Origin of the sequence: Reyranella sp. (assembly GCF_965228225.1) — a bacterium.
In the GTDB taxonomy this organism is placed as follows: Bacteria; Pseudomonadota; Alphaproteobacteria; order Reyranellales; family Reyranellaceae; genus Reyranella.
Genome location: NZ_OZ245801.1, coordinates 2,502,877 through 2,515,665, shown reverse-complemented (window position 1 = coordinate 2,515,665; position 12,789 = coordinate 2,502,877). Strand labels below are relative to the sequence as shown.

Annotated in this window: 12 protein-coding genes; 4 read left to right on the top strand and 8 right to left on the bottom strand. The window is 65.2% G+C overall.

The features are described 5' to 3' along the window. The first annotated feature begins 69 nt into the window (after window positions 1-69). On the top strand, window positions 70-1,590 hold the full coding sequence (locus tag ACO07K_RS12005; RefSeq protein ID WP_422036154.1) for a DegQ family serine endoprotease: 1,521 nt from the start codon (window positions 70-72) through the stop codon (window positions 1,588-1,590). 323 nt (window positions 1,591-1,913) lie between these two features. On the opposite strand, the gene ACO07K_RS12000 is transcribed toward ACO07K_RS12005, so the two are convergent. Continuing rightward, window positions 1,914-2,402 (bottom strand): CoA-binding protein, encoded by a 489-nt coding sequence (locus ACO07K_RS12000; protein WP_422036153.1) that lies wholly within the window; start codon window positions 2,400-2,402, stop codon window positions 1,914-1,916. A gap of 13 nt (window positions 2,403-2,415) precedes the next feature. On the opposite strand from ACO07K_RS12000, the gene ACO07K_RS11995 reads away from it, so the two are divergent. After that, the gene (locus tag ACO07K_RS11995; RefSeq protein WP_422036152.1) at window positions 2,416-3,576 is read left to right on the top strand and encodes an NADH:flavin oxidoreductase/NADH oxidase; all 1,161 of its coding nucleotides are present in this window, start codon (window positions 2,416-2,418) and stop codon (window positions 3,574-3,576) included. Between the two features lie 75 nt (window positions 3,577-3,651). Continuing rightward, the gene (locus ACO07K_RS11990) at window positions 3,652-4,191 is read left to right on the top strand and encodes a peroxiredoxin (RefSeq protein ID WP_422036151.1); all 540 of its coding nucleotides are present in this window, start codon (window positions 3,652-3,654) and stop codon (window positions 4,189-4,191) included. Here the strand turns inward: ACO07K_RS11990 and ACO07K_RS11985 are convergent. The 5 genes from ACO07K_RS11985 to ACO07K_RS11965 are packed head-to-tail and all read right to left on the bottom strand — an operon-like array spanning window position 4,169 to window position 9,458. Then, complete coding sequence (locus ACO07K_RS11985) at window positions 4,169-4,978, bottom strand: ABC transporter permease (protein ID WP_422036150.1); 810 nt, start codon at window positions 4,976-4,978, stop codon at window positions 4,169-4,171. The genes ACO07K_RS11990 and ACO07K_RS11985 overlap by 23 nt on opposite strands. Further along, complete coding sequence (locus tag ACO07K_RS11980; RefSeq protein WP_422036149.1) at window positions 4,975-5,871, bottom strand: ABC transporter permease; 897 nt, start codon at window positions 5,869-5,871, stop codon at window positions 4,975-4,977. The genes ACO07K_RS11985 and ACO07K_RS11980 overlap by 4 nt, the downstream gene beginning before the upstream one ends. Before the next feature lie 8 nt (window positions 5,872-5,879). Next, complete coding sequence (locus ACO07K_RS11975) at window positions 5,880-7,007, bottom strand: ABC transporter ATP-binding protein (RefSeq protein ID WP_422036148.1); 1,128 nt, start codon at window positions 7,005-7,007, stop codon at window positions 5,880-5,882. A 4-nt stretch (window positions 7,008-7,011) separates the two neighbouring features. Continuing rightward, window positions 7,012-8,115 (bottom strand): ABC transporter substrate-binding protein, encoded by a 1,104-nt coding sequence (locus ACO07K_RS11970; protein WP_422036147.1) that lies wholly within the window; start codon window positions 8,113-8,115, stop codon window positions 7,012-7,014. A gap of 26 nt (window positions 8,116-8,141) precedes the next feature. Further along, on the bottom strand, window positions 8,142-9,458 hold the full coding sequence (locus ACO07K_RS11965; protein WP_422036146.1) for an NtaA/DmoA family FMN-dependent monooxygenase: 1,317 nt from the start codon (window positions 9,456-9,458) through the stop codon (window positions 8,142-8,144). A 74-nt stretch (window positions 9,459-9,532) separates the two neighbouring features. Between ACO07K_RS11965 and ACO07K_RS11960 the strand changes: the two genes are divergently transcribed. Further along, a complete protein-coding gene (locus ACO07K_RS11960) occupies window positions 9,533-10,384 on the top strand; it encodes a class II aldolase/adducin family protein (protein WP_422036145.1) in 852 nt (283 codons plus the stop codon). Between the two features lie 78 nt (window positions 10,385-10,462). Here ACO07K_RS11960 and ACO07K_RS11955 read toward each other — a convergent pair whose 3' ends face one another. Together ACO07K_RS11955 and ACO07K_RS11950 are read right to left on the bottom strand one after the other, a co-directional pair. Next, the gene (locus tag ACO07K_RS11955; RefSeq protein ID WP_422036144.1) at window positions 10,463-11,440 is read right to left on the bottom strand and encodes a Bug family tripartite tricarboxylate transporter substrate binding protein; all 978 of its coding nucleotides are present in this window, start codon (window positions 11,438-11,440) and stop codon (window positions 10,463-10,465) included. Window positions 11,441-11,566: 126 nt separating this feature from the next. Then, entirely contained in the window at window positions 11,567-12,787 is a 1,221-nt protein-coding gene (locus ACO07K_RS11950; protein ID WP_422036143.1) for a hypothetical protein, read from the bottom strand. Window positions 12,788-12,789 lie beyond the last annotated feature (2 nt).

Sequence of the window (12,789 nt, the reverse complement as noted above, 5' to 3'; positions counted from 1 at the left end):
TGCGGCCATCAGGGCGCTACGGGTCGTCCCTCATATTCCGGTCACCCCCCAAGGAGGAGGCTGTAGATCATGACCAAGACCAAGTCCCGTATCCTGACCGCCCTGGCGCTCACCACTGCCCTGACGGCGCCTGCCCTGATCGCCCCGATGTTCACCGCCCCCGCGGCCATCGCCGGCCAGACCATGCCCGTTCAGGACTTCTCGGACCTGGCTGCCAAGGTAACTCCTGCGGTCGTCAATGTCGCCGTGACCATGAAGGCCGGCGCGGACGACGAAGACGAGACCCGCATGTCGGACTCGCAGCAGAAGCAGATGGAAGAATTCATGAAGCGCTTCGCGGAGCGTTTCGGCCAGCCGATGCAGCCGAACCAGCCGGGTCGTCCGGACGGCAAAGGCCGCCCGCAGTCGAAGGAGAAGGCCCAGGCCGTCGGCACCGGCTTCATCGTCGACCCCAAGGGCGTGATCGTCACCAACTTCCACGTCGTCGGCAAGGCCGACTCGATCACCATCACCATGGCGGACGGCACCAAGCTGCCGGCCAAGATGCTGGGCGGCGACGAGAAGACCGACCTGGCCGTGCTGAAGGTCGAGAGCGACAAGGCCCTGCCGTTCGTCTCGTTCGGCGACGCCGCCAAGGTGCGCGTCGGCCAGCCGGTGATGGCGGTGGGCAACCCGTTCGGCCTCGGTGGCACCGTGACCACGGGCATCGTGTCGGCGCGCGGCCGTGACATTCACTCCGGTCCGTTCGACGACTACATCCAGACCGACGCCGCCATCAACCGCGGCAACTCCGGCGGCCCGCTGTTCGATATGGACGGCAACGTGATCGGTATCAACACGGCCATCTACTCGCCGACCGGCGGCAGCATCGGCCTGGGCTTTGCCATCCCGTCCTCGCTGGCGCAGCCGGTGGTGGCGGAGCTGAAGGACAGCGGCCGGGTCGAGCGTGGCCTGCTCGGTGTCCAGATCCAGCCGGTCTCGAAGGAGATCGCCGAGAGCCTGTCGCTGAAGAGCGAGAAGGGTGCCCTGGTGGCGGTGGTCCAGCCGGACAGCGCGGCGCTCGCAGCCGGTGTCCAGTCGGGCGACGTGATCGTGAGCGTCGACGGCAAGAAGGTCGACGGCATCAAGGAGCTGACCCGCACCATCTCCGCGGTCAAGCCGGGCACCTCGGTCAAGCTGGGTGTGTGGCGCGACGGCAAGGAGATGAGCCTCACCGCCAAGGTCGGTGGCCAGAAGGACGACGCGATCGTCAAGGCCAGCGCCGACGGCAAGGGCGCAACCGCGAAGCCGGAGCCCATGGCCTACGGCGTGTCGCTGGCGCCGCTCTCCCCCGAGGCGCGCAAGCAGCTCGGCCTGGACGGTGACGTGAAGGGTGTCGTGGTTGCCACGGTCGAGCCGGGCAGCCCGGCCGACGAGCAGGGCCTCAAGGCCGGCGACGTCCTCCAGCAGGTCGGCAAGGACGCCGTCGACAGCCCGAAGGCGGCTGCCGAGAAGCTCAAGGAAGCGAAGACCACCGGCAAGCCGGTGCTGATGAAGGTGTTTCGAGAGGGGATGACGCGCTTTGTCGCTATCTCTCCCCGGGCGGCCTAGCAAACCTCTCGATCGGTCGGAGCCCTCGGGCTCCGACCGAAGCCTTCCATCCAGATATTCAGTTCACTCTTCGAGGTTGAAGCGAAGCCGCTATCTCTCCCCGGGCGGTTAGCAAGACCTCAGTAAGGAGCCGGCGGTGGCCCCACCATCGCCGGCTTTCCTACACCCGACAGCATCTCTCAGGGGGGCCGTGTCATTCCCGGCGAAGACCGGGAAGGCGCGATCATGAGGGGGAGCGGAGGTCTGCAGCCTGGTGTGGGTACTGCGGACCTCCCAACCCTTTGACAGCCGCCGGCCCTCGGGCCGGTGTTCCAGCGATCGTTTTAGAGCGCGCGCTTCTTCGAGGAGATGACGCCGCTGGCGATGCCGTGCCACTCGATCGTGCCGGCAAGGCGTGAATGCTCGATCTTGGGGCAGCGATTCATCACCACCTTGAGGCCGGCCTTCTCGGCACGCTCTGCCGCCTCCATGTTCACCACGCCGAGCTGCATCCACACGACCTTGGCGCCGTGCTTGATCGCCTCGTCGGTGATCGGGCCGGCGGCATCGGAATTGCGGAAGATGTCGACCATGTCGACTTTGACCGGTAGATCGTCGAGCGAGCTGTAGACCTTCTGGCCGAGGATTTCCTGCCCGGCAGCCGCCGGATTGACCGGAATGACCTTGTAGCCGCGGTCCAGCAGATACTTCATGGCGAAATAGCTGGGACGATTCCAGTTGGCCGAGGCGCCGACCATGGCGATGGTCCGGGTGTCGCGCAGGATCTTGCGCAGGTACAGATCGTCGTAACGGTCGCTGAAGGCGGCTTTCATGGGGGGATTATACATGGCCGGTCCGATGCTGTTCGAGCCGATTTCCATCCGCGACGTCACCCTGAAGAACCGGGTGGTCGTGGCGCCGATGCATCAATATGCGGCGGAGAAGGGCTTCGCGACCGACTGGCACCTGATGAATGCCGGCCGCTATGCCGCCGGTGGCGCCGGGCTGGTCATCATGGAGTCGACCAAGGTCGAGCGGCGCGGCTGCGGCACGGTCGGCGACCTCGGCCTGTGGGACGACGCCTTCATTCCCGGCCTGAAGCGCTGCGTCGACTTCATCCGGCTGCATAATTCCGTGCCGGGCATCCAGCTCGGCCATTCCGGGCGCAAGGCGCGGCGTTCCCGGCCCTGGGAGGGCGGTGGGCCGCTGAAGCCGTCGCCCGAGATCGACGATTGGGACCAATGGGAGCTCGTCTCCTCGAGCGGCATCAACTCGCCCGACAGCGATCCCACGCCGCGTGCGCTGACCTTGGCGGAAATCCCGGAAGCGGTCGAGCGCTGGGGGCAGGCGGCGCGCCGCGCCCACGAGGCCGGGTTCGACGTTCTCGACATCCACATGGCGCATGGTTACCTGATTCATCAGTTCCTCTCGCCCTTCTCCAACGTGCGCAACGACCAGTATGGCGGCAGCGAACTCAATCGCATGCGCTTCGCCATCGAGGTGGTGGAAAGCGTGCGTGCGCACTGGCCGGCCTCGAAGCCGCTGTTCGTGCGCTTCTCGGTCGAGGACGATGCCGGCTGGGGCCCGGACCAGAGCGTAGCGCTGGCGAAGATCCTGAAGCCCAAGGGCGTCGACGTCATCGACTGCAGTTCGGGCGGCATGCGCGGCGCGCCGGTGGTGGGCACCGGTCCCGTGACCTACGGCTACCAGGTGCCCTATGCAGACCGGCTGAAGAACGACGCCGACATCTTGAGCATGGCCGTCGGCCTGATCGTGCATGCCGACCAGGCGGAGAAGATCCTGCAGGAAGGCCGCGCCGACCTGATCGCCCTGGCGCGCGAGCTTCTCTACAATCCGAACTGGCCGATGGATGCGGCGCAGAAGCTGGGCGTCGATCCGAAATTCGCGTCCGTGCCGCCGGCGCAGGCCTATTGGCTGGCCAAGCGTGCACAGTCGGTGAAGTCGGTCGTGCCGTCGACCTACATGAAGGGATTGAACGCCGAGTGAAGCCCCGCCTCACTCGGACGTGACACCGGCGAGTGCCGCCGCGCGGTATGGTCCTGAATCCTGAAGGAGAAGATCATGAAGCGGATCGCAGCAGCGGCTCTCGCACTCGCCTGTATCGCGGCGACCCCGGCCTGGGCCGCCCTGAAGCCCGGCGACACCGCGCCTGTCTTCACGGCGCAGGCCGCGCTCGACGGCAAGGACTACACGTTCTCACTGGCCGAGGCGCTCAAGAAGGGGCCTGTGGTACTGTACTTCTTCCCCAAGGCCTTCACGACCGGGTGCACGGCGGAAGCGCACGAGTTCGCTGAGGCGTCAGCGCAGTTCAACGCGATGGGCGCGACGTTGATCGGCATGTCGGCCGACGATATCGGCACCTTGCACAAGTTCTCGACGCAGGCCTGCTCGGGCAAGTTCCCGGTCGCCGCCGATCCCGATCTCAAGGTCATCAAGGCCTATGACTCGGCGCTGATCCGGGTCGGCAGCGTCGGCATCGCCGACCGCATTTCCTACGTGATCGCGCCGGACGGAAAGATCGTCTACGCCTTCTCCGACCGCAATCCCGACAAGCATGTCGAGAACACGTTGGCGGCGGTCAAGGCGCTGCAGAAGAAGTAGCCATCCGGTTCTGCTCGGCGCGCTTGCGCAGGAGATGCGCGGCGCCCATCAGCGCGGCCGTCAGCACGATCGTGAGCGTCGAGACGGCGGCGATCGTGGGATCTATCTGGAAGCGCAGGTCGTCCCACATGCGGCGCGGCAGGGTGACCGCGCCGGTCCCCGAGATGAACAGCGCCACGATCAGCTCGTCGAACGAGGTGATGAAGGCGAACAGGGCGCCCACGAGCACGCCGGGCTGGATCAGCGGCAAGGTCACCTGGAAGAAGGTGGCGCCGGGCGTCGCGCCGAGGCTGAGCGCGGCCTGCTCCAGCCGCGGGTCGATGCCGGAGAGGCTTGCCGTCACGCTCGTGACGACGAAGGGGACGGCGAGACAGGTGTGCGCCAGCACCATCGCGATCGGCGTGCCGACCAGCCCGTAGCGCGAATAGGCGTAGTAGATGCCGATCGCCACGACGATGCCGGGCACGATCAGCGGCGACAGGATCAGGCCTGCCGCGACGACGCGCATTCCCTTGGGCAGGCGCGCGATGCCGAGCGCGGCCAGGGTGCCAAGGAACGTCGACAGGACGACGACGGCTGAGGCGACCCAGATGCTGACCCAGGTGGGCTTCAGCCAGTCGGGATTGCTGAAATAGGCTTCGTACCAGCGCAACCCGAAGGCGGGCGGCGGGAAGGTGAGATAGGTCGCCGAGGAAAAGGACGCGATGGCTACCACGACGATGGGGAACGCCAGGAAGAACAGGATCAGCCCGACGATGCTGGCCGAAAGTATGCTCGCCGCCCTCATCGCATGCTCGTCTTGAAGGCGTTGCCGACGCCCGGCAGCTTGCGCGCGACCGCGAGAATGGCCAGCGCCGTCGCCAGCAGGATCGCGGAGAGGGTCGCGGCGTAGGCCCAGTTGAGCTGGTCGACCTGCTGGGCGATCAGCATCGAGAGCGTGATGTCGCGCGGGCCGCCGACCATGGCGGGCGTGATGTAGAAGCCCAGCGCCAGCACGAAGGTGAGGAGCGTGCCGGCCGCCACGCCCGACATGGACAGCGGCAGGATCACCTGACGGAAGGTCATGAACGGCGTCGAGCCGAGGCCCGAGGCGGCGCGGATCAGCGACGGATCGATCTGCCGCAGCGCGTTGGCGATCGGCAGGATCATGTAGGGCAGGAGGATGTGGATCATCGCGATCTGCGTCGCGAGCGTCGTGTTCAGAATGCGGATCGGACGATCGATCATGCCGAGCGCCAGCAACGCTTCGTTGACCAACCCGTGGCGGCCGAGCAGCACCATCCAGGCATAGCTGCGGACCAGGACGCTGGTCCAGAAGGGCAGCAGGATGATCACCAGGATGAAGGGCGCCATCGTCTTCGAGCGCACGAGGCCCATGGCGACCGGATAGCCCAGGATCAGGCAGCCCAGCGTGACGATGACCGAGGTGTTGAGCGTGATCCAGAACGTCTTCTGAAACACCACGTCTTCGGACAGGGTTGCGTAGTTGGCGAGCGTCCAGGTCGGATCGTTCACGCTGCGCAACAGCATCGCCACCACCGGCAGCGCGTAGAAGACAAGCATGTAGATCAGCAGCGGCGCCGCCAGCAGCAAGGGCACCGCGCGGCGCCAGTCGAACGGTGCCGTCTTCGGCCGGCTGACCGCGAGGGCAAGGGAAGCGGGCTGCACGACCTCAGACAAGGCGCACCTCAGACAAGAATCGTGTCCGCGACGGACCAGGCGATCTCCGCGCGCTCGCCGACGGCGCGACGGCGGATGGCGGCACTGGACGGTTCCTTGAGCACGATCGACGTGCCGTCGCCCGCCTGCAGCATGTAGCGGCAGCGCTCGCCGGCGAAGACGGCTTCGGTAACGGTGACGCTGAGGCGATTCTGCGGATGCATGCCGGCCTGGTTTGCGTCCGCGAAACGCAGCCGTTCGGGCCGCGTCGTGAGCGTGACCTTCTCGCCACTGGCCGGCCGGCCGGGGCAGAGTGCGCGGATGAGCGTGCCTTCGCATTCCGCGATGACCACGTCGTCCTCCAGGCCGCGCACGATCGCCGGCAGGAAGTTCGATTCGCCGATGAAACCCGCGACGAAGCGGTTGTCGGGCCGGTCGTAGAGATCCTCCGGACTTCCGACCTGCGCCACCTTGCCGTCGTTCATGACGGCGATGCGGTCGGACATTGTGAGCGCCTCTTCCTGGTCGTGCGTCACGTAGATGAAGGTGATGCCGAGGTCGGCATGGAGGCGCCGCATCTCGAGCTGCAGGTTCTCGCGCAGCTGCTTGTCGAGCGCGCCCAGCGGCTCGTCCATCAGCAGCAGGCGCGGCTTGAACACGACGGCCCGCGCGACGGCAACGCGCTGCTGCTGGCCGCCCGAAAGCTGGCGCGGATAGCGCGCGCCGTAGCCCGGCAGGTGCACGAGCTCCAGCGCCTCGGCTACCAGCTTGGCGCGTTCGGCCTTCGGCACGCCACGCTGCTTCAACGGGAAACCGACATTCTCCTCGACGGTGAGGTGGGGGAACAGGGCGTAGTTCTGGAACACCATGCCGATGTTGCGCCGGTAGGGCGGCATCGCGACGACCGACTTGCCGTCGATCGCGATGTCGCCGGCGGTGGGCGTCTCGAAGCCGGCGACCATCATCAGAGTCGTGGTCTTGCCCGAGCCGCTGGGCCCCAGCATCGTCAGGAATTCGCCGGAGCGGATGTCGAGCGAGACGCCGTCCACGGCTTTGGCGACGTTGGCGCGATCGTAGGCCTTCTCCAGGTTGGAGAGCGTCACCGAGGCGCCGCTGCCCGAGGCGGAGCCGGCTCCGTTCATGCCAGCGCCGGTCATGGCGTCAGCTCAACAGCCACTTGTTGAATTTGGGAATCACCGCCTCGCGATTCTCGATCCACCAATCGTAGTTGTAATTCACCAGCTGCTTCTTGATGTCCGGCGCGCTCGGCAGGACGGCCAGACGTTCCGCCGGAATGTACTCGTTGGACTTGGCATTCACCGAGCCGTAGGGGATTCCAAGGCACACCCGGGCCTGCGGAATCGCCATGGTCGAATAGGCCGCGAACTTCATGGCGTTGACCTTGTTCTTGGCGCCCTTGGGAATACCCCAGGCGTCGCGCTTCAGCAGGCCCTGGTTCCAGTTGATCGCGGCCGGCACACCCGCCGCCTGCAGTGCGGCCATGCGGCCGTTCCACACCGTGGTCATCGTGACTTCGCGGTCGGTCAGGAGCTGGATCGGCACCGCGCCCGTATCCCACCACTTGAAGACGTCCTTCTTGATCTTGCCGTAGCTCGCCAGCGCCTTGTCGACATCGATCGGGTAGAGCTTGTCGGCCGGGACGCCGGCGGCCATCAGCGCGAATTCCATCTCGGGCCAGCCGCCGCTGTTGGTGCCGAACATGGCGCGATCGCCGGGGAACTTCTTGGTGTCCCAGAAGTCGGCCCAGCCCGACGGCACGGCGCCCTTGAAGGCATCGGTGCGGTAGGCGAGGACCTGCGCCCAGACCAGCATTTCGAGTCCGTACTCGAAGCGATACTGCGGCTCGACGCCCGGATCGACGATGTCGTAATCGATCTTCTCGAAATAGTCGCCGCGCTTCTGGAGGTTCATGATCGAGCCGCGGCTGAGCTGAGCCATGTCCCATTCGACGTTGCCGGTATCGACCATGGCCTTGATCTTGGTCGCATCGGAGCCCGGGAAGGCGCGCACCTTGATGCCGGTGATCTTCTCGAACGGCTCGAAGTAGGCCTTCTGCTGAACCTCCTGCATCAAGCCGCCGAAGGTGGCGATGCGGACTTCGCCGCTACCCTTCAGCGCATCGGGCACAGTGGTCTGCTCGGGCCAGGCGGCCTGGCCGAAGCTCGGCCGGATGAAGGGGGCTGCCACGAGGCCTGCGCCAATGAGGCCCAGGGTCGTGCGCCTGCCGATGGTCTTCTTGCTCATGGTGTGGTCCTTCCCGTTCCGCTGGATCAGTAAGCGAGGAGATTTTCCCTGAACTGCTTGTGCTCGTAGGCCTTGCGCACCAGGCCGCGATCCTGAAGGGCGGGGACCAGCCCGTCCTCGATCTCTGCCAGGGTGCGGCGGTTGACGTTGGGCATGGAGAACAGGAACCCGTCGCCGCCCACCTCCTGCATGACCTCGCCCATGCGCGCGGCCACCGAATCGCAGGTGCCGCAGAGATCGATCGACAGGTCGACGGCGTTGAACGAGGCCATCGTCTGGCGGATCGAGCGGCCGTTGGCCAGGGCGCGGAACTGTTCGAGGTTGAGCTGGTGGCCGTTGGTGGTCACGTCGTCGGGCAGCGGCTTGTCGAGGTCGAACCTGCCGAAGTCGATATTGGTCACCTTGCCGAAGTGGGCGAGGCGCTCCTGGATGTTGGCTTGGGCCATGCACTCGCGCTTCTTCTTGCGCTCCAGCGCCTCTTCCATGGTCTCGCCGAGGATCGGGTTGATCAGGTAGAGCACCTTGCAGTCGCTGGGCTTGCGGCCTTGCGCGATCATGTGCTTGTGCACGTCGTCGCGGTAGGCGCGCATCGCGTCGATGCCCTTGGCGTTGACGACGATCGTGTCGGCGTGGGCGGCGGCGAAGCGGCGGCCGCGCGGCGAGCCGCCGGCCTGGGCGATCACTGGCCGGCCCTGCGGGCTGGGGCCGGAGTTGAGCGGCCCGCGCGTCTTGAAGTACTTGCCCTCGTAGTCGACGGCGTGGACCTTGGTATGGTCGATCAGGTTGCCGCTCTTGCGGTCGGCGATCATCGCGCCGGGCTCCCATGAGCCCCACAGGCCGCGCACCACCTCCATGTATTCGTCGGCCATGTCGTAGCGAAGGTCGTGTTCGGGCATGCCCGGCATGCCGAAGTTCATCGCCGCGAAGTCGGAACTGCCAGTGACGGCATTCCAGCCGGCGCGCCCGGCCGACACCTGGTCGAGCGTCGCCATGAGGCGGGCCAGCAGATAGGGATGGTAGGCATAGGTGCCGAAAGTGGGGACGATGCCGATGCGCGAGGTCACCTGGGTCATCAGCGCCGCGACCACGGACGGATCCTGCCGCGGCACGGCGATGGCCTTCTTCAGGTAGATCTCGGTGGAACCGCCGAAACTCTCGCCAACATAGGAGGAGTCCTCGAGGAGGATGTAGTCGAAGCAGGCGCGCTCGAGGCTGCGGGCCATGTCGAGAAACAGCTCCGGCTGCTCCCAGGTCGTCCCGATATGGCCGGTCCAGGGCTCCCCCCACGCCTGCACACTGGAGCCTTGCAAGAACCACGCGAGATGAAATGGGTTGGTCGCCACGAACGCCCTCCGATGCCGCCTGTCCGGCAGGGGAGACGCAAATACTGTGCCGAGAGTTCGCAGGGCGGCTCTGCATGGCCGGGGGGAAAGAGCTGATCGCACCGCAACGCAACTTGCGTTACGGTAAAGCCTGCGGCGTGGCCGAAACACAGCAGGAGCGCGAGATGGATACGGTGATGCAATCCGACAAGCTCGATATGTCCGAAGCCGAATGGCAGGCCCGTTGCGACCTCGCTGCGCTCTACAGGATCACCGACCATTTCGGCTGGACCGACACGATCGACACCCACATGACGGTGCGCATTCCGGGCGAGCCCAAGTGCTTCCTGATCAACAATTACGGCGATCTGTTCGACGAGATCACGGCGTCCAGCCTGGTAAAGATGGACATCGACGGCAACGTCTACGCCAAGGACGGCAAGTTCAATGCGGCCGGCTTCACCATCCATAGCGGCGTCTACAAGGCACGGCCGGATGCAAACTGCGTGATGCATACGCACACCCGCGCCGGCACCGGCGTCTCGGTCCTGAAGAAGGGCATCCGCCCGATCAGCCAGGATGCGCTCTCGGTCTATGACGACCTCGTCTATCACGAGTACGGCATGCCGACGTCGCAGGAAGAGTGCGATGCGCTCGGCGTCTCCTGCCAGAGCGGCAACTCGGTGGTGCTGCGCAATCACGGCCTGCTGACCGTTGGCGGCACGATCCCGGGAGCGTTGCGGCGCATGTACATGCTCGAGCGCGCCTGCGAGGTCGAGGTCATCGCCCGCAGCCTCGACGAGGAGGCTGCGCCGATCGAGGAGGACGTGATCCGCCAGTACGGCGAGCGCGCCAAGCAGCAGCGCGCCAATCCGGAGTACGGCATGACCTACTGGAAGGCCGCGCTGCGCCAGATCGAGGGCAAGGGCACCGACTGGCGGCAGTGATCCCGCCGCCCGGGCAGTCGGTTCTGTACACGTAAAGAGCGCGCCGCGAGGCGCGCTCTTCTGATTCGGGGGAGCGCGTTACTTCGCCGGCGCCGAGAGCTTCACGATCTCGGTCCAGCGGCTGAGTTCGCGGGCGATATAGGCGCCCAGGTCCGCGGGGCCACCGCGCCGGTCCTCGATGCCCTGCACGCGGAACGATTCCTTTACCTTGGGACTCTCCATCGCCTTGTCGACCGCGCGGTAGAGCCTGTCGACGATCGGCTGCGGCGTACCCTTGGGCGCCATCATGTAGAACGACACGTCGGCCACGATGTCGGGATAGCCAAGTTCCTTGAACGTCGGAATGTCAGGAAGCGCCGCTGCCCGCTTTTCGCCGGTGACGGCAAGCAGGCGCGCCTGCTTTGCGTTGTGGACCGGCACGCCGGAGGCGACCGGCGTGAACCAGACCTGGATGCGGTTGGTGAGCAGGTCGTTCAGCGCGTCGGTGGTGCTCTTGTAGGGCACCATCACCATGTCGATCTTCGCGGCGCGATTGAGCATCTCGCCCAGGAACTGCGGCACGCCGCCGGCGAAGCCCGAGAAGTTGATCTTGCCCGGCTGCCGGCGAGCGAGTTCGACGAGTTCGGCGACGTTGTTCGCCGGCAGCTCGTTGGGCACGAACATCGAATAGTACACCCCGCCCGTGAAGCTGACGGGCGTCAGGTCGTTGAGCAGATTGGTGGTGGTGTTACCGGTGGCCTGGTTGATGATGTTGCTCAGGGAGGCGATCACCACCGTATGGCCATCGGGCCGCGATTTCGCGACGTAGTCGGCGCCGATATTGCCGGTGGCGCCGGGGCGATTCTCGACGATCACGCTCTGGCCCAGGGTCGCCGTCATGTCCTGGGCGAGCAGGCGGGCGATGATGTCGTTGGTCGTGCCGGGCCCGAACGGCGCGACGATGACGATGGGTTTTCCCGGCTGAAAATCCTGCGCGCCCGCCGGAACGGACGCGGTCGCGATGCTCGCCATCGCCGACGCGACGGCCGCACGCCGGGACAGTTTCATGGTTTGCATAGGCGGTCTCCCTTTGCTCTTTTCATCTATTATTCAGGAATGGACGCCCGCGAGTTTTGCTTCGTCAACTCCTGGCGACCGGCGCAACAGCGCCCAACTCCTGCGAGCGGTATGCAATGGCGGCGGCTAGTCGCCCCGGCAGTAGCTTTGCGTCAGGGCGACGAACGCTCCTTCCGGCCAGCGCGCGCGTGGTGGGAAATAGCGTGCGGCGCGAAGGGTCCCCTCAGTGACGACGGCTTCACCGCCCGGCTCGGATTCGCAGCGAGGCCGAAGTTTCTCGTCGGGAAAAATGAAGAAGAGCCTGTCCGACAAGCGATCGTAGACGGCCCGAGGTTCGTAATCGCCGAAGCAGCGTTCGCCGCGCCCCGGCCTCATGCAGCTGCCGTAGACCACGTAGTCGTCCAACTCGAAAGGCTTCTTCCATGACCATGCGAACGCGTTCGCGGCGTTTGTGAAACTCACGTCGGCTCCATCGGAGGCTGTTCGCAAGGCGCGATAGAACTGTTCGTTTCTGAGCTTGTCGCCAAATCTCTCGTTGGCAAGGAGGTCCTTTATCGTCGTTCCTGCAATTGGCGCGAAGCGAAGCGTATCGACGACACGAAATCCGCCACCGGGTGTCCACATCGAAACCGCGCCATCAAACCAGGGGGCCGGCGCCACTTCATGCCTGAAGCCCCCGTCGAAACGGGCGATCGTTCCCACGCAGGACCACTCCCTTAGGCGCCAATCGTCGTCCTTGGTGATCTGCAGGACTTCCGAAGGATGTCCGGACCGAGCAACGACAATGAAGATTCCGTATGGCTCACAAAAGATGCCGTTCCCTTTCCAGTTGATCATGAAGGCAAGGGCATCTGCGGTCCGATCCGTATAGCGATCAAGATATTCGATGCGTGCGCCGTCAGGAACTATGAGGTGCTCACCAAAGTAGAGACCACTCTGGGGAGCTTTCCTGTACTCCAATGTGCCGTCGCCGAAGCGGATACCTTTGGCATCGTAGAGCGCGTGAATGGCCTCGACATTGAGCGCATTCAAGTGCTTGAGCCGTTGCTCCAACTTTGGCAGTAGGCAGTCCGCCGTTGGCGGCTTGCACGCCTCTCGTAGATCCTCGCGCCAGCCCAATTGATCGGCGTCGAATAATACGCCCTGTCTTTCGCCGGCCCGATTTACTTCGAGCTTCAGGTCGCCAAATCGTTTGGCTACGGCGTCGTAGAGGCTCAGCAACTGGGGATCATTGCATATGGCCGTGTCCAGCGCGGTAGCCAGCGTTGTACAGTTCGATGCCGCGGCGGACGCCACTCCAAAGAGTGAATAAAGAACTACGGCCAGCAGTCGCAGAATGTGGCGCACGA

Coding starts and splice junctions, on each gene's coding strand:
- ACO07K_RS12005 (WP_422036154.1), top strand. CDS start 70: ATGACCAAGACCAAGTCCCGTATCCTGACCGCCCTGGCGCTCACCACT.
- ACO07K_RS12000 (WP_422036153.1), bottom strand. CDS start 2,402: ATGAAAGCCGCCTTCAGCGACCGTTACGACGATCTGTACCTGCGCAAG.
- ACO07K_RS11995 (WP_422036152.1), top strand. CDS start 2,416: ATGGCCGGTCCGATGCTGTTCGAGCCGATTTCCATCCGCGACGTCACC.
- ACO07K_RS11990 (WP_422036151.1), top strand. CDS start 3,652: ATGAAGCGGATCGCAGCAGCGGCTCTCGCACTCGCCTGTATCGCGGCG.
- ACO07K_RS11985 (WP_422036150.1), bottom strand. CDS start 4,978: ATGAGGGCGGCGAGCATACTTTCGGCCAGCATCGTCGGGCTGATCCTG.
- ACO07K_RS11975 (WP_422036148.1), bottom strand. CDS start 7,007: ATGACCGGCGCTGGCATGAACGGAGCCGGCTCCGCCTCGGGCAGCGGC.
- ACO07K_RS11970 (WP_422036147.1), bottom strand. CDS start 8,115: ATGAGCAAGAAGACCATCGGCAGGCGCACGACCCTGGGCCTCATTGGC.
- ACO07K_RS11960 (WP_422036145.1), top strand. CDS start 9,533: ATGGCCGGGGGGAAAGAGCTGATCGCACCGCAACGCAACTTGCGTTAC.
- ACO07K_RS11955 (WP_422036144.1), bottom strand. CDS start 11,440: ATGCAAACCATGAAACTGTCCCGGCGTGCGGCCGTCGCGTCGGCGATG.